Here is a 15,395-nt window from a genome sequence, read left to right as displayed (position 1 = left end):
GCTTGCCTTCAGATCTTTGTGTAGGCCTCGGTCAGCACTGACCGCAGGATCTGTTCCATCTCGTCGAACTCGGCCTGCCCGCAGGTGAGCGGGGGAGCGAGTTGGACCACCGGATCTCCCCGGTCGTCGGCGCGGCAGTAGAGTCCGGCGTCGAACAATGCGGTGGACAAGAAGTTGCGCAGGACCCGCTCGGACTCGTCCGGTGTGAACGTCTCCTTGGTGGCCTTGTCCTTCACCAATTCGATCCCATAGAAGTAACCTTCGCCGCGGACATCGCCGACAATCGGCAGGTCACTCAGGCGTTCGAGCGTCCGCCGGAAGTCCGGTGCAAGTTGCTTCACCCGATCGTTGAGGCCCTCACGCTCGAAGATGTCGAGGTTGGCCAGCGCGACCGCCGCCGAAACCGGATGTCCGCCAAAGGTGTAACCGTGGGCAAACGATGTGGTGTTGTCGTTGAAGGGCTCGAAGAGTCGATCGGTGGCGATCATTGCGCCGATCGGGGAGTAGCCCGAGGTCATGCCCTTCGCGCAGGTGATGATGTCGGGGACGTAGTCGAAGTCGGTGCAGGCGAACATCGAACCGATCCGGCCGAACGCACAGATCACCTCGTCGGAGACCAGTAGCACGTCGTGTTTGTCGCAGATCTCCCGAACCCGCTGGAAGTAGCCGGGCGGCGGTGGGAAGCAGCCGCCGGCATTCTGAACCGGTTCGAGGAAGACTGCGGCAACCGTGTCGGGTCCCTCGAACTCGATGGCCTCTTCGATGCGGTTGGCGGCCCAGAGACCGAATGCCTTGGGATCGTCACCGTATTCACCGGCGCGGTAGATGTTGGTGTTCGGAACCCGGAACGCTCCTGGCGTGAGTGGTTCGAAGGCTTCCTTGAGCGCCGGGATACCGGTGATCGCCAGCGCGCCCTGCGGTGTGCCGTGATAGGCGATCGATCGCGAGATGACCTTGTGCTTGCCGGGTTTTCCGGTCAATTTGAAGTACTGTTTCGCGAGTTTCCATGCGCTCTCCACCGCCTCGCCACCACCGGTGGTGAAGAAGACCCGGTTGAGGTCACCGGGTGCATAGTTCGCCAGGCGTTCGGCCAACTCGATCGCAGGCGGTGTCGCGTATGACCAGAGGGGGAAGAAGGCGAGTTCTTTGGCCTGCTTGGCCGCGGCCTCGGCGAGCTCGACTCGACCGTGGCCTGCCTGCACCACAAACAGTCCCGACAGGCCGTCGAGGTAGCTGCGACCGCGGTCGTCGAAGATCCGGACACCCTCGCCGCGGGTGATGACCGGTGGTGTGGTCGTGTCGCCGTGCCTGGAGAAGTGGCCCCACAGGTGACGTGCCGAGCGGTCGCCAAGGGTGGTGGTGTTGTTCTCGACTGCGGTCATCGGGTACCCCAATTGTATTGTTGTTTGACCAATTTCAGGTAGACCAGGGTCTCTGTCCCGGTCACGCCAGGCTGCGATCGCACCTTTTTGTTCAGTACTTCGAGAAGGTGTTCGTCGTTCTCGCAGACCACTTCGATGACCACATCGAATGATCCGGCGGTCAGGACCACATAGTCGATTTCCTCGACCTCCGCGAGTGCTTCGCCCAGTGCTGCGGTGTCTCCGGTGCAACGGATTCCGATCATCGCCTGGCGGGCAAAACCCACCTGCATCGGATCGGTCACCGCCACGATCTGGAGGACACCCGCCTCGCCGAGGCGCTGAACCCGGTTGCGCACCGCCGCTTCCGAGAGCCCCACTGCTTTGCCCACCGAGGCGTACGAGCGGCGGCCGTCGGCCTGCAGCTCCTCGATGATCTTTTTGGAGATGTTGTCTAACACTATTGGCTGCTCGGTCATGGCTCCGATTCTTCTCGATGCGCTGGCCGGTTCGATCGTTGCACCCCACATGCTACGGAATCCGCAATAATCTGCAACCCAAACGGAGGAAATTCGTTGTCTGATGCCGGTAACCATCGCGAAATGCGCAGTGCCTCGGTAGGGTGGCCATCAGATACCCATCGAGGACGACGGCCCGCGAGGACTGAAAATGACCATTGTTGCAACAACTTTTGCCGCCGGCTGGGTGAACGGACGTGAGCGCTCCGGTGCTGGACGTGTTCACGAGGTGATCGATCCGGCGACCGGCGCCGTCGTCGCATCCACAATGTTGGCCACGGCCGCAGATGTGGACAAGGCGGTCGACGTCGCACGAAATGCGCTGGGGCAGTGGTCAAGCGCAACACCGGCCGAGCGAAGTGCGGCGCTGCGGTCGTTGGCGTCGGCGATGTCGAAGGCCACTGATGAGCTCGCTGCAGAGGAAGTCGGTCAGACCGGCAAGCCGATTCGCTTGGCAACCGGGTTCGATGTCCCGGGTTCGGTGGACAACGTCGAGTTCTTCGCAGGCCTGGCCCGCAATCTCGAAGGCAAGGCCAGCGCCGAGTATTCGGGCGACCACACGTCATCCATCCGTCGCGAGGCGGTCGGTGTGGTCGGCTCCATCACACCGTGGAATTACCCGTTGCAGATGGCGGTGTGGAAGGTGATCCCGGCGCTGGCCGCCGGATGCACGGTGGTGCTCAAGCCGGCGGAGCTGACGCCGCTGACCACATTGACGCTGGCCAGGCTCGCCACCGAAGCCGGTATCCCCGACGGTGTGTTCAACGTGCTCACCGGGACCGGCGCAGAGGTCGGCGCCGCCATCGCCGGTCATACCGGGGTGGACGTGGTCACGTTCACCGGGTCCACCGGGGTCGGCAGGCAGGTGATGTCGCAGGCTGCGGCCAATGGCACCAGGGTCCAACTCGAGCTCGGCGGCAAGGCGCCGTTTGTGGTGTTCGACGACGCCGACCTCGAGGCAGCGATCCACGGAGCGGTGGCGGGTGCGCTGATCAACTCCGGCCAGGACTGCACCGCGGCGACCAGGGCCATCGTCGCCCGTCCCGTGTACGACGACTTCGTTGCCGGTGTCGCCGAACTCATGTCAAAGGTGCGCGTCGGCAATCCGTTCGATCCGGCCACCGACATGGGCTCGCTCATTTCTTTCGGTCACCGTGACAAGGTGGGCGCGATGGTCGAACGCGCCCGGGTGGCCGGGATCCGGGTTGTCACCGGTGGTCGCGCACCGGAGGGCCCCGGTGCCTTCTACGAGCCGACTCTGCTCGCCGACGTACCCGAAGACGCCGAGGTGTATCGCGACGAGATCTTCGGACCGGTCCTGACCGTCAGCGCTTTTGATGACGACGACGATGCGCTCCGGATGGCCAATGACACCGTTTACGGCCTGGCGGCATCGGCGTGGACGCGGGATGTGTATCGCGCACAGCGGGCGTCCCGCGAAATCCATGCCGGATGTGTGTGGATAAACGACCACATCCCGATCATCAGCGAGATGCCGCACGGCGGCGTCGGGGCCTCGGGCTTCGGAAAAGACATGTCCACGTATTCGCTCGACGAATATCTCACCATCAAACACGTGATGAGTGACATCACAGGAGTACCGCACAAGCCATGGCACCGAACGATTTTCACGCTGCCGCAGTGAGCAGCTCAGGGTCGCGGATCGACTGGGCACTCGAGCCCACCGTTCGCGGTACGGCGATGGTCGCGGGCGCGACCCCGGCGCCCTATTGGCTCGACCGGCCACTGCGACCCGCCGCGCGACCGCGTCTGGCGGGGCGCCGCAGCGCGGATCTGGTTGTCGTGGGAGGCGGATTCACCGGTTTGTGGGCCGCAGTCCAAGCGGCCGAGGCGAATCCGCAGCGATCTGTTGTCCTGCTCGAAGGTGACCGGATCGCCGAGGGTGCCTCTGGCCGCAACGGCGGATTCTGCTCGGCCAGTCTGACCCATGGGCTCGTCAACGGCATGGAGAGGTACGAAGACGAATTGCCGGAGCTGCTCCGGATGGGGGTCGAGACCCTCGAGGCGATCGCCGATGCGATCACCAGGCTCGGAATCGATGCCGACGTCGAACGCACCGGGGAACTCAACCTGGCGAGTTTCGACTGGCAGGTCCCCGGACTCAAAGATGTGGTGGATCAAGGACATCGCCTCGACCAGCCACTGCGCTTCCTCGACGGCGACGAACTCACGAAGCATCTGCACAGTCCGATGGCCCACGGAGCCATGTACGACCCGGACGTGATGATCATCGACCCGGCCAAGCTGGCCTGGGGGCTGGCTGCGGCGGCCGAACGCCTCGGGGTCCGGGTCTTCGAGCACAGTGAGGTGACGTCGCTGACCTCGGTGGGGGACCGGGTCGCCGTGGCGACGGGGTACGGCAGTGTGGATGCGGCGCGGGTGGTCGTAGCCACGTCGGCGTCGAAGCCGTTGCGCCGCAAGCTCGGCCATCTGATGGTGCCGGTGTGGGACTACGCCATCATGACCGAACCGTTGACCGACAAGCAGCTGTCCGCGATCGGCTGGTCCGGACGTCAGGGGCTGGCTGATTCCGGCAATCGCTTCCATTACTTCCGGCTCACGGCCGACAACCGGATCCTGTTCGGTGGCTGGGATGCGTTCTACTACTACGGTGGTGACACCGATCCACGCCGGGCGCAGAAGCCGAGTGAATTCGGCCTGCTCGCAGAGCATTTGCTGCAGGTGTTCCCGCAACTCGAAGGCATCACCGCGAGCCACACGTGGGGCGGTGTCATCGACACGTGTTCGCGGTTCAGCAACTTCTGGGATGTCAGCATGGGCGGCAAGGTCGTCTCGGTGCTGGGGTTCACCGGACTCGGTGTTGGCGCGTCGCACTTCGGCGCCGCGACCGCACTCGACCTCGTCGACGGCCGCGACACCGAACGCACCCGCCTGAAGATGGTGCGATCCAAGCCGATCCCGTTCCCGCCAGAGCCGTTGCGCTGGTTCGGGATCACCGTGACCCGTCGTGAGTTCGCCCGAGCCGATCGCAATCAGGGTCGACGAGGACTGTGGCTACGGGCGATGGACGCCGTCGGGTTGGGTTTCGACTCCTGACCCCCCGCCTCCGCACCCATCGGGCTTACGGGGTGAAGCCCTTGGGGACCACAACGATGGGTGCGTCGGTGTTCTTGAGGATCCGCGCCGACATCGACCCGAGAAAGGCCCGGCGCGGTGGTGCCAGGTGTCCGGAACCGATGACGACGACGTCGCCGCGCGACCATTGCAATTGCTCGAGTGCCTCTTCGATGGTATTGCCGTCGGCGACAAGGGATTCGATCTTGACGGCGTTGCCACAACTCTTCTTGGCGAGTTCCAGATTGGCAGTCGCCTGGGCGACGTGTCGCTGCCGGACCGCAATCGACTCCTCGTCCTGACCGTGTAGGTCGTCGTGCGAGACCAGCGAGAGCAGTCGGAGATTCAGGCCTGCCTTCTCTGCGAGATCGAGTGCGAAGGGCAGAGGGCTGTCTTTTGAATCCGAGGTGGGGATGGCAACCGTCAGCGTGGGGATGACCGGACGCTCGAGGCGGGTGTAGCCACGTGGAGCGAGGGCAACCGGAACCGGCGATGCATGGGTCAGTGCCGACGAGATGCTGCCGAGTGTGTGTTTGCCCAGGATGCCGTCGCTGGTGCCGCCGACCACGATCATCGTCGCATGGCTGTGCACCGCAAAGTCGATGAGCGCCTGCGGAAATGACTCCGCCACCGGCGTGTGCAGGGCGACCTCGATGTCGTCGGGGATATCGGCGGCGGCTTCTTCGAGCCACTTCTGCGCCTTCTTGACCAGCGCCTCCTGGAATGTGACCCGGCCGGGGGTGCCGTCGGGTTCGACCTCCCGAACGACACATACCAGGTCGATTGCGGCGCCGGTGGTCTTGGCGATGGCAATCGCCAGGTTGACGCCGTCGTCGCCGGTGTCGGTGTAGAGGTAACCCACTGTCAGTCTCATCGCCTGGTACTCGCTTCCGTGGATGCCGTTGTGGTGCACAGGGACCGGGCCGAGCTGCAATCAGTAGACATCGGGGACCTTGACCTCGGTCTTGGCATTGAGTGTCTTGCCTTTCCAGAAATCCTTCGGACCGAACGCAAAGCACAACAGCATCAACGGGATACCGAGCACCAGCATGCCGACGCCCATGATGAACACGCCACCGACACCGCCGATCGATGTCGAACCGTAGTCGGTCGCGTACATGTCAACGGCGCTTTGGAAGAAGGCCCAGGTCATCGCGACGGCCCCGATCAGCGGGAAGATACCGCGGAAGAACAGATTGCGCGCCGACCGCAACAGCGTCTGCCGGAAGTACCAGACACAGGCGTAGGCGGTGATGCCGTAGTAGAAGGCCACTGCGAGACCGAGGGATGAGATGGAGTCGCCGAGGGTGTCTTCGCTGACGAGGGAAAGAACCAGATAGAACATCAGTGCCGAGGCGCCCATCACGGCCGTGCCGAAGGCCGGGGTCATGTACCGGGGGTGAATGGTGGCGAATCGTTTCGGGATCGCGCCGTACACGGCCATCGACAACGTTCCGCGAGCGGTCGGGAGAATTGTGGACTGGGTCGAGGAGAGCGCCGAGATGGATACCGTCAGCAACAACAGGGAGGCCATGATCGCCCCGGCCACGGGGTCGCCGAGAATGGTCAGGACGTCGTCGGCGTTGTCCGGGTTGTTCAAACCGATTCCCTCCTCTCCGAATCCGGCAAACGACTGGATCGCGTAGGCGACCAGAACGTAGGTGCACACCAAGATGATCGTGGTGATGACCGCGGCGCGGCCGGGGGTCTTGGCGGAGTCCTTGGTCTCCTCGCCGACGGCGAGGCAGGCGTCCCAGCCCCAGTAGATGAAGATGCAGAGGATCACCGCTTCGGCGATGGATGAGGCGGTCAGGCCGCTCGGCCACAGCCACGACAGGCTCGGGTTGATGGCCTGCGGGCCGGCCTTGTCGAATCCCACCTTGAACAGCGCGATGACACTTGCGACGATCAGGACGCCGAACTGGATGACGACGAGCACGTTCTGCATGCGCTCGCTGATCAGGATGCCGCGGATACTGACCCACGTCATCATCACGATCAGGGCGGAGCCGAGGAGGACCTTGACCCAGAGGTTTTCCGCCCACGAGTCGAGGCCCAGGAACTTGAGTAAATAGACACCGGCGATCTCGGCCACGTTGGCCAGCACGATGATCGCCGACACCGCCAGTCCCCAGCCGCCGATCCAGCCGATCCATGGACCGAATGCCTTGGTGCCCCAGGTGAATGTGGTGCCGCAATCCGGGGTGTCTTCTCCGAGTTCCCGGTAGGCGAAGGCGATGAGCAACATGGGGATGAAGGCCAGGACAAACATTGCCGGCGCCTTCTCGTGCACAGCTGCCACGACGAACCCGAGCGTGGCCGCGAGACTGTAGGCGGGTGCGACCGCCGAGAGTCCGATGACCACGTTGCCGAAGAGTCCGAGCGATCCGCTGCGCAGGCCCTTGTCTGGAACAGTTGGACCTGGTGCTTCCGATGCTTCCGATATGGCCATGTATGTCTCCCGACAGTGAGGGATTCGAACACGGTCAGAGTACGATTTTCGTGGTCATGTCGCTGCGCAACGATGGAATTATTTCCAAATCGGTAACATTTCGACTAAATCGGTTGTCCGGATACGATCCGGCGGCCGGATCCGGACCGCATGGGTTGCTTGGTTGCCCCAGGCGCAGCCAACAGAGTTCACCTGGCAACGGAATGACTACGACGGTTTGAGGTGGCTACGACTCACGCAGGTTGGTCCGGACGAGGCATACGACCGAGTCGCAAAGCGGATCTTTCCCTTCATTCGTGAGATGGGGGCGTGGAGTCCACATACGCCAGCCACATGAAGGATGCGCGTCTGACCATCCCCAGTGCTGGCCTCCAGCAGGTCATCCACAGTCCCGGAAGCCATCCACAGATTTGGTTTGACGCCCTCGGGCTGTCGTAGACGCGTGGCAAAATAGCAAGCATGTTCGAAGACGGAGTGGAGGCAGCGTTCGGGGACCTGGGTGTGGCGTCCCCGAACCTATTGCGTCCGCCGGAGCTGGTGCGGTCGCTACGGACGATTGCTCACGCGAAAGGCTATGCGGCATGGGCGGAGTACTCCACCGCGGCCGAGATTCATCGGCAGTTGGCCAAACCCACTGAGAAAGAAGATCTCCGACAACTCGACGGATGGGCGCAATGTTCCGCTCGTGTAGCGGCCTGCCTGAATCTGACACCGGGATCTGCTGATGGGGTCCTCCGCCGCGCATTGGCATTGCGGGATCGGCTGCCGCTTGTCAATGACGCATTGAAGGCGGGACAGATTGCACCGCATCATATTCCGGACATCGTCTCACGCACCGATCTTGTCGAAGGTATGCCGTGGGCAGCGGTCATAGACGCCGAGATCGCAGAAATGTTGTGGCGAGATGGATCCTGGTCAATCGATCGCATGCGAAACATGGTCGACCAGATTGTGTTTCGGCACGACCCCGAAGGTGTCCGGGAACGCCGCGAAAAAGCCAAGGATGGCCGCAGCTTCCAGAGGTACACCACCCAGGACGGCATGGCTGACATTGTCGCTTCGATGACAGCCGAGAATGCGTTGTTGCTGGACAAGAGAGTGCAGGAGCTGGCGTCCAAGGTCTGCGAAGGAGATCCACGAACCAAGCCCCAGCGGCTTTCTGACGCGCTGTTCTGCGCAACGATGGGCGTCGACTTCTCCTGCGAATGCGGCGACGATAACTGTGAACACGGATACCGCGAGTCGGACAATGACGGCGACGGGTCTGCGCTGTTCGTTGTCCATGTGGTGATGGACCAGGCGACTGCCGAAGGCCGGGCGAGTAACCCGGGCTTCATCGATGGGCACGGGGTGATCTCTGGAGATCACGCCAGCGACATCGCTCGCCGGCGTGATGCACGAATCCGGCCGCTCGGTGGCGAGTTGGCAAAGAACCTGTCAACTGAAAATATTTCCGATGACAATGCTCTGGGCGTTAGCGCGTACGCGCCCAGAGCTCCCGAACGCGATCCTGAGATGACCCCAACTGAGCGACTCGCCGAATGGAAGCGACTTACGAAGTTCAGCGAAACAGAGGCGAAGGATACTGCGGCGCCACAGGATTCGGATGCCGCTTTCGGCGCAGAAGCCGACCGCGTGGTGGATGTCGGTGTCGCGTCCGAACCCAATGCGGCGGCGATCGGCACGAACGCCAAGAACCCCACCCCAGAGAAGGACGCTTTGCAAGAAGAGGCGGAGCCAACGAGCACGGAGAAGACCAGGAATGGTCCGATCGTTGCCGGGTGTGAAGCTCCGCCTCCCAAGCCAGCGCCACGCGTGCGACGCATAACCTCACTTGAGAGCCCGAATCGGCAGTGCTGCACCGTCGGGAATGGTCGCAGCCACAGACGCGGCACGGGACCGTTGCTCATGCCGATGAGCATTCCGTCGAATCCCTATCGGCTGTCGACGGCGCTGGATACGTTCGTACGGATTCGCGATGCTTATTGCGTCTTTCCCGGATGCAATCGTCCGGCGTGGCGATCCGACGTCGACCACACCGAAGAATACGACCACGAGAATCCTGAGGCCGGGGGACAGACCTGTCCGGAAGACACCAAGTGCCTGTGCAGGTTTCATCACCTGCTGAAATCCTTTGGTGACTGGATTGACGTCCAGGAGCTCGACGATGAGGGTCGCAGCCGGGTTGTGTTCATCAGCCCCGAAGGTGAGCGGTTCGAAGGTCCCGCGTGGACAGGCGAGGACCTGTTCCCAGAGTTGACCGTCATGACGTGGATCGGTGCGAAACGGAGACCGGCCAGTGAGGGTATACAGCTCCGGACGCAGACCCGCCTGGCAAGCAAACACGCTCGACGACAAGCCGAACGGGAACGTAACCGGCGAAGGCCCGATGAGCCAGGGCCTGCGCCTGACCCGGACGAGATCACGGTCGTATATGACGGTGAAGCGCCACCCTTTTAGATCAACTCACGTGTGTCACACCCAATCCGTAATGTCTCTCCAGAAGCTGAAGACAGCTCGGCCGGACCAATCCGATACTGCCTGATAGCCAGATTTAGATACCCAAGGCGGCCAGTAATTTTTCGCTCTCGATCCACAGGCGAGCCGCCGCGACATCGTCGAGTGCGACCGGGGTGGGCTGCTCTTCGCGCATGCGGTGAAAGTAGCGCCCACCATCGCGTCCACCTTCGGGGTCGGTGGCCAGCCAGAGGAGCGTTTCGGCAGGTTCATCGGGGGTGACGGTGTCGAGGGCGGCCATGTGCGCCTGCATGCGCTCGTCGCCGTGGGATGCGAAATTGCTGGCGACCGCACCCGGGTGCATGACCTGGGCGACGATCCCATCGGCGGCCACCCGCCGTGCCAGTTCTCGGGTGAACAGGATATTGGCGAGCTTGGCCTGCCCGTATGCCGCTGAGGCAGCGCTGAACCCGGTCAGGCTTTGCATGTCGTCCCAATCGATGCCGCTGCTCATCCGGTGGGCAGTCGAGGACACCGCGAGCACTCGTGTCGAACCGGGGACCGAGTCGGCGGCATTCGCCATGAGTAGCGGCATCAGTTCCCGGGTCAGCAGGAAGGGGGCGAGGTGGTTCGCGGCGAAGGTGGCCTCGGTGCCTTCGGCGGTGACCATTTGCTGATCCCGCACGCCGCCGGCATTGTTGATGAGCACTTGGACGCGGGGCGTGAGTTCGGCGACCTCGACGGCCACGCGCTGAACCTCTGTCATCAGGTCGAAGTTGCCGCGCAGCATGATGAATCTGCCACCAGCTCGGGCGGATTCGGCGATCTCGGCCTCGGCTTCCGCGCAACGCTGGGGGTCGCGGCCGACTCCGATCACCTGCCAGCCCATCGCCACCAGTTTGCCGGCGGTCGCTTTACCGATGCCCGCGCTGGCTCCGGTGACGACGGCGACCGGACTGTTTCCATCGAGTTCCATGGTTGTCTCCTCGTGTTTTGTCGTGAACATCATCGTGGTCGCAGGCCGTTGAGTAGTAAGTCGATCGTGAAGTGAACCTGAATGTCCAGCTCGGTCGGGGTCGGTTCGCGGCCATTGACGATCGCGCGCACCCAGCCACCGACCACCAGAGACATGAACGCCCGAGCGGCGCGGTCGCAGTCGGTCGGGGCGATCTGCCCGGCGATGACCGCGCGGTCGAACAAGCCGGCGACGAACTCGATCACCGGTTTGGTGCTTTGCTGGTAGTTCGATGCGAACAGCTTGGGGAACCGGTAGCTCTCGGTGTTGATGATGCGTTGCAGCCGAACACCGTTGGGTGTCATCACCTGGCGGATGCGCAGCCGGGCGATCGTCTCGAGGGTTTCGGCCAGGTCGCCTTTGTCGGCCTCTGCGAGTGTGTCAGGGGGTACGACCTGCCGTTCGATGGCCCGCTGCGTGGCGGCGTGGAACAACGAGGCCTTGTCGGGGTAGCGCGCGTAGACGGTGCGCTTGGTCATGTGGACTCTGGCGGCAATCATCTCGATCGTCGCGAGCTCGTATCCGTGCTCGAGGAACAGATCGAGCGCGGCATCGAGTAGCTGTTCATGGCGTGCCTGCGCCTGCTCGCGGGTGGGGCGGCCTGCCCCCCGGTGAACTGATGAATCTGTGTTTGCCATCGCATCCTCGCCGAAGTTGCCTCTTGCGCTCTGACATCGAGTACAGGTAGGAATGATACGCATAAGGTGCCATTAAGTGGAACCGGCTCGACCACAATTGAAAGGTTGACCAAGTGACTTCAGCCACCGAGAGGCTGGTGAGTTTGGTCGATGCGGAGGACCGCTTCGACCATTCGCCCGCCGACCTGCTCCCGATTCAGATCGAAGCGCTCGAGGAGCAATTCCAGGAACGCAAAGATCGCATCAAACTGCTCGGTCACCGAGCCCGCGAGGCCGGCATCACCGAAGTTCGCAGTCGCGAGGACATGGTGGCGTTGCTGTTTCCGCACACCGCGTACAAGAGCTATCCCGAGAGCTTCCTGATCGAGGAGAAGTGGGACCGCCTCGGCAAATGGCTGGGGACGGTCTCCCCGCATCCCATCAGCCCGATCGAAACCGCAGACATCGGCGACATCGACGAGTGGATCGGGCGCCTCGCGGCTGCCGGGCACTATGTGTCCTGCTCCAGCGGCACCACCGGAAAGTCCGCGATGTTGCCGGCCAGCGAGAAAGACATGGCGTGGTCGCGGATGGACACGGTCAACGTCTTCTCGTGGGGTTCGGGCGTCAAACCGGCCGCGGACCGGCGGATCATGGGGCTGGCGCCGACGGCGTCGGTCCCCAAGAACGAGGTCATCGCCCAGGCTCAGCTCGCGGCATTCGGCGATCCGGCCCTGGAGCGGTTTCGGTTGCCGATCCCACCGATCACAGTCGGTTCGCTGACCCAGATGGTGGTGCTGCGCAAGAAGATCGCCGATGGCACCGCCCGACCCGATGAACTGGCGGACTTCGAGCGGACCTCGCTGGAGCGTCAGGAAGGCCTCGACAAGGCGATGATCTCCGGCGCCGAGGCGCTCATCGAGTATCGCCACGAAAAGCTCTACATCGCGGGAATGTGGAACTCGCTGTACCAGCTGGCGAAGCTGGTTCGCGACATGGGCTACTCCGCGAAGGACTTTCATCCCGACAACTGCATCTACGTCGGCGGCGGACTCAAGCGGGCGCAGCTGCCACCGGACTATCAGGAGTTCGTCCACCAAACCTTCAACATCCCGGCCAGCCGGGATTTCCAGAACTACTCCATGCAGGAGCTCAACTCCGGAATGCCCAAGTGTCAAGTGGGGGAGCGCTATCACGTACCGCCGTGGATTGTGCCCTTCGTCCTCGACGAATCCGGTGAGACCCTGCTTCCGCACGAGACCGGTGAGATCGAGGGGCGCGCAGCCTTCTTCGACCTTTCGCTCGACGGTCGCTGGGGTGGCGTCATCACCGGCGACAAGATCTCGCTCGACTTCAGTCCCTGCGCCTGTGGCTCCAAGGGTGCATCGATCCGCGACAACATCGCCCGCTACGCGGATATCAAGGGCGACGACAAAATCGGCTGTGCCGGCACCGTCGACGCATATGTGAGAGGTCTGTCATGACAACGATCGACACCGACCGAGCAGTGGACACCGACAGGGCAGGGGACACCACGGTCTCGGCACCGTTCTTTCTTCGGGGAGAACTGTTCGAGGGCCAGGAAGTCTCGCACCGTTCCCGCGATCTCGGGGTCACGTTCACCACTCCACGGATCGCGATGGACAAAGTGGTGCACCCGCGCACCGAGCTGCCACCCCTGCTCAACGTGCCGCTCGCCGAGATCATCGATTTCCTCGTCGAGACCGGTCAGCGCATCAATGATCCCGGAAATCCGTTCGTACAGGACTGCATCGACCGGATGGCCTCCACGCACGTCCTGCCGCGCGCGGTGCTGCAGGCGCAGGTCCAGGGCGCAGCCGCTTATCTCGACAAGCGGGTGCTCGAGGCCGTAGTGGAGCAGAACTTCCCCGACCCCAAGGCGCTAGACGAGTGGGTTCCGAAGGGGGACTTCACCGGTCGCAAGAGTTTTGTCCGTGCCTTCGCTCCGCGGCTGGTTCACGTGCTGCCGGGCAACTCGCCCGGTGTCGCCGTGAAATCCATCGCCCAGGGCGCGATGGTCAAGGCCGTCAACCTTTTCAAGATGTCATCGAGTGATCCGTTCACCACCGTCGCGATCCTGCGGACCATGGCCGAGATCGATCCGGACCACGCGATCGTGAAGTCGATGTCGGCGGTCTACTGGCGCGGTGGCGACGACCAGGTGGAGCGCGTGCTCTATCGCCCGCAGTACTACGACAAGATCGTGGCCTGGGGTGGCGGCGACGCGATCAACAATGTGATCAAGTACCTCGGTCCGGGGTTCCAGCTGGTGTCGTTCGATCCCAAGACGTCGATCTCGATGGTCGGCAAAGAAGCGTTTGCCTCCGATGAGTCGCTCGACCTCGCTGCCGAGTTGGCTGCCACCGACGTCATGATCTTGAACCAGGAAGCGTGCGTGGCCAGCCGGTTTGTGCATGTCGAGGCGAACCAGGACGACGCCGACCGGTTCTGCGATCGCCTCCACGCACGTATCGTCGCCAAGGCGGCGGAGTCCGGAGACAGTCGGCCGCTGGAGATGGATCTGCGCGAACAGGTCGACGCCTTGACGATGCTCGACGACGAGTTTCGGGTATGGGGTAAAACCGACGGCACCGGCCTGGTGATCCGCTCGGACGAACCGGTTGATTTCCACCCCATAAACAAGACCGCCAACGTGGTGCGGGTCGACTCCCTCGACGACGCGATGAAGTACGTCAACGTCGCGACCCAGACCGTCGGCTTCTACCCGTTCGACCGGATGTCCGACTATCGCGATCAGCTCGCCAGCGGCGGTGCGCAGCGGATTGTTCACCTGGGTGAGGCGGGGCCGAGCACGATCGGCAATCCACACGATGCGATGTACCCGTTGCATCGCCTTGTGCACTGGATGGTCCACGAGGATGGCGTCGAGGTCGGTCGGTAGGGGATCATGTTCCTTTGTGAACGCCTCTAAGATTCCAGTCACCACCACCGACCCCGACGACATCGGCTCGCGCATCGATCCGGTGCTGGCCCGGAGTTGGCTCCTGGTCAACGGTTTGCAGAATGAACGCTTCCAACCGGCCGTGCAGTCGCGTGCCGACATCGTTGTCCTCGACATCGAGGATGCGGTGGCACCGAAGGACAAGGTCGCCGCCCGCGACCACGTCGTCCGGTGGCTTGCCGGCGGCAACCGGGACTGGGTGCGGGTGAACGGATTCGGAACCCAGTGGTGGGCCGAGGATCTGGCCGCACTGAGTGAGGTCAAGGTCGGTGGCGTGATGCTGGCGATGGTCGAGTCGGTGGACCACGTCACCGAAACCGCGAAGCGACTGCCGGGTGTGCCGATCGTGGCCTTGGTCGAGACCGCACGTGGTCTGGAACGGATCAGCGAGATCGCCTCGGCCAAGGGCACATTCCGTCTTGCCTTCGGGATCGGCGACTTCCGCCGCGACACCGGATTCGGTGATCAGCCCGCAACGCTGGCCTACGCCCGGTCGCGTTTCACGATCGCGGCCAAGGCGGCGCACCTGCCGAGTGCGATCGACGGACCGACCGTCGGTTCGTCGGCGCTCAAACTCAGCGAGGCCACCGCGGTCAGCGCTGAGTTCGGCATGACCGGAAAGATCTGTCTGACACCGGATCAGTGCGCCGCGGTCAACGAGGGACTGTCGCCGTCGCACGAAGAGGTCGCGTGGGCGCTGGAGTTCTTCGCCGAATACGAGCGCGACGGGGGAGAGATCCGCAACGGATCAGATCTGCCCCGCATCGCCCGTGGCACCAAGATCCTGGATCTGGCCCGCGCTTACGGCATCGAGTTCAGCCAGGAATACGACGACCCGGACCACATGCCGGCACCGTCGGACACCTATCACTACTGATCGCCGGACCGAACACAAA

The 15,395-nt window shown here is 63.1% G+C and carries 12 protein-coding genes; 6 read left to right on the top strand and 6 right to left on the bottom strand.

Going from position 1 to position 15,395, the window contains the following annotated elements; translation table 11 throughout:
- Positions 1-8 precede the first annotated feature (8 nt).
- Together AC1TPF_RS12910 and AC1TPF_RS12905 are read right to left on the bottom strand one after the other, a co-directional pair.
- The gene (locus AC1TPF_RS12910) at positions 9-1,382 is read right to left on the bottom strand and encodes an aspartate aminotransferase family protein (RefSeq protein ID WP_482144284.1); all 1,374 of its coding nucleotides are present in this window, start codon (positions 1,380-1,382) and stop codon (positions 9-11) included.
- Positions 1,379-1,840 carry an Lrp/AsnC family transcriptional regulator gene (locus AC1TPF_RS12905; RefSeq protein WP_482138426.1) on the bottom strand — a complete coding sequence of 154 codons (462 nt, stop codon included), beginning with the start codon at positions 1,838-1,840 and terminating at the stop codon, positions 1,379-1,381. Before AC1TPF_RS12905 ends, AC1TPF_RS12910 begins: the two co-directional genes overlap by 4 nt.
- Positions 1,841-2,030: 190 nt before the next feature.
- Here AC1TPF_RS12905 and AC1TPF_RS12900 point away from each other — a divergent pair, with 190 nt between their 5' ends.
- Both AC1TPF_RS12900 and AC1TPF_RS12895 read left to right on the top strand, forming a co-directional pair.
- Positions 2,031-3,524: a gamma-aminobutyraldehyde dehydrogenase gene (locus tag AC1TPF_RS12900; RefSeq protein WP_482138428.1), complete on the top strand. Its 1,494-nt coding sequence runs from the start codon at positions 2,031-2,033 to the stop codon at positions 3,522-3,524.
- 56 nt (positions 3,525-3,580) lie between these two features.
- Positions 3,581-4,957 carry an NAD(P)/FAD-dependent oxidoreductase gene (locus AC1TPF_RS12895; RefSeq protein ID WP_482138783.1) on the top strand — a complete coding sequence of 459 codons (1,377 nt, stop codon included), beginning with the start codon at positions 3,581-3,583 and terminating at the stop codon, positions 4,955-4,957.
- A 25-nt stretch (positions 4,958-4,982) separates the two neighbouring features.
- On the opposite strand, the gene AC1TPF_RS12890 is transcribed toward AC1TPF_RS12895, so the two are convergent.
- Both AC1TPF_RS12890 and AC1TPF_RS12885 read right to left on the bottom strand, forming a co-directional pair.
- Positions 4,983-5,849: a universal stress protein gene (locus AC1TPF_RS12890; protein WP_482138430.1), complete on the bottom strand. Its 867-nt coding sequence runs from the start codon at positions 5,847-5,849 to the stop codon at positions 4,983-4,985.
- A gap of 60 nt (positions 5,850-5,909) precedes the next feature.
- A complete protein-coding gene (locus AC1TPF_RS12885; protein ID WP_482144283.1) occupies positions 5,910-7,427 on the bottom strand; it encodes an APC family permease in 1,518 nt (505 codons plus the stop codon).
- A 459-nt stretch (positions 7,428-7,886) separates the two neighbouring features.
- Here AC1TPF_RS12885 and AC1TPF_RS12880 point away from each other — a divergent pair, with 459 nt between their 5' ends.
- Complete coding sequence (locus AC1TPF_RS12880) at positions 7,887-9,887, top strand: HNH endonuclease signature motif containing protein (RefSeq protein WP_482144281.1); 2,001 nt, start codon at positions 7,887-7,889, stop codon at positions 9,885-9,887.
- 94 nt (positions 9,888-9,981) lie between these two features.
- On the opposite strand, the gene AC1TPF_RS12875 is transcribed toward AC1TPF_RS12880, so the two are convergent.
- Positions 9,982-10,860, bottom strand: coding sequence for an SDR family NAD(P)-dependent oxidoreductase (locus AC1TPF_RS12875; RefSeq protein WP_482144280.1), 879 nt, complete (start codon positions 10,858-10,860; stop codon positions 9,982-9,984).
- 29 nt (positions 10,861-10,889) lie between these two features.
- Complete coding sequence (locus AC1TPF_RS12870; protein WP_482144278.1) at positions 10,890-11,537, bottom strand: TetR/AcrR family transcriptional regulator; 648 nt, start codon at positions 11,535-11,537, stop codon at positions 10,890-10,892.
- Positions 11,538-11,650: 113 nt separating this feature from the next.
- Here AC1TPF_RS12870 and AC1TPF_RS12865 point away from each other — a divergent pair, with 113 nt between their 5' ends.
- The 3 genes from AC1TPF_RS12865 to AC1TPF_RS12855 are packed head-to-tail and all read left to right on the top strand — an operon-like array spanning position 11,651 to position 15,376.
- On the top strand, positions 11,651-13,000 hold the full coding sequence (locus AC1TPF_RS12865) for a hypothetical protein (RefSeq protein ID WP_482138439.1): 1,350 nt from the start codon (positions 11,651-11,653) through the stop codon (positions 12,998-13,000).
- Positions 12,997-14,439, top strand: coding sequence for an acyl-CoA reductase (locus AC1TPF_RS12860; RefSeq protein ID WP_482138441.1), 1,443 nt, complete (start codon positions 12,997-12,999; stop codon positions 14,437-14,439). The genes AC1TPF_RS12865 and AC1TPF_RS12860 overlap by 4 nt, the downstream gene beginning before the upstream one ends.
- 16 nt (positions 14,440-14,455) lie before the next feature.
- The gene (locus AC1TPF_RS12855; protein WP_482138443.1) at positions 14,456-15,376 is read left to right on the top strand and encodes an HpcH/HpaI aldolase/citrate lyase family protein; all 921 of its coding nucleotides are present in this window, start codon (positions 14,456-14,458) and stop codon (positions 15,374-15,376) included.
- The last annotated feature ends 19 nt before the right edge of the window (positions 15,377-15,395 follow it).

The organism is Williamsia sp. Y853, assembly GCF_056786495.1.
Note: the sequence above shows the minus strand (reverse complement) of the source record. Positions and strands in the feature narration are given on the sequence as shown.

What these genes read in the sequence shown, in the direction of transcription:
- AC1TPF_RS12870 (WP_482144278.1), bottom strand. Translation starts at nt 11,537, where the DNA reads ATGGCAAACACAGATTCATCAGTTCACCGGGGGGCAGGCCGCCCCACC.
- AC1TPF_RS12890 (WP_482138430.1), bottom strand. Translation starts at nt 5,849, where the DNA reads ATGAGACTGACAGTGGGTTACCTCTACACCGACACCGGCGACGACGGC.
- AC1TPF_RS12900 (WP_482138428.1), top strand. Translation starts at nt 2,031, where the DNA reads ATGACCATTGTTGCAACAACTTTTGCCGCCGGCTGGGTGAACGGACGT.
- AC1TPF_RS12905 (WP_482138426.1), bottom strand. Translation starts at nt 1,840, where the DNA reads ATGACCGAGCAGCCAATAGTGTTAGACAACATCTCCAAAAAGATCATC.
- AC1TPF_RS12885 (WP_482144283.1), bottom strand. Translation starts at nt 7,427, where the DNA reads ATGGCCATATCGGAAGCATCGGAAGCACCAGGTCCAACTGTTCCAGAC.
- AC1TPF_RS12910 (WP_482144284.1), bottom strand. Translation starts at nt 1,382, where the DNA reads ATGACCGCAGTCGAGAACAACACCACCACCCTTGGCGACCGCTCGGCA.
- AC1TPF_RS12860 (WP_482138441.1), top strand. Translation starts at nt 12,997, where the DNA reads ATGACAACGATCGACACCGACCGAGCAGTGGACACCGACAGGGCAGGG.
- AC1TPF_RS12880 (WP_482144281.1), top strand. Translation starts at nt 7,887, where the DNA reads ATGTTCGAAGACGGAGTGGAGGCAGCGTTCGGGGACCTGGGTGTGGCG.
- AC1TPF_RS12875 (WP_482144280.1), bottom strand. Translation starts at nt 10,860, where the DNA reads ATGGAACTCGATGGAAACAGTCCGGTCGCCGTCGTCACCGGAGCCAGC.
- AC1TPF_RS12895 (WP_482138783.1), top strand. Translation starts at nt 3,581, where the DNA reads ATGGTCGCGGGCGCGACCCCGGCGCCCTATTGGCTCGACCGGCCACTG.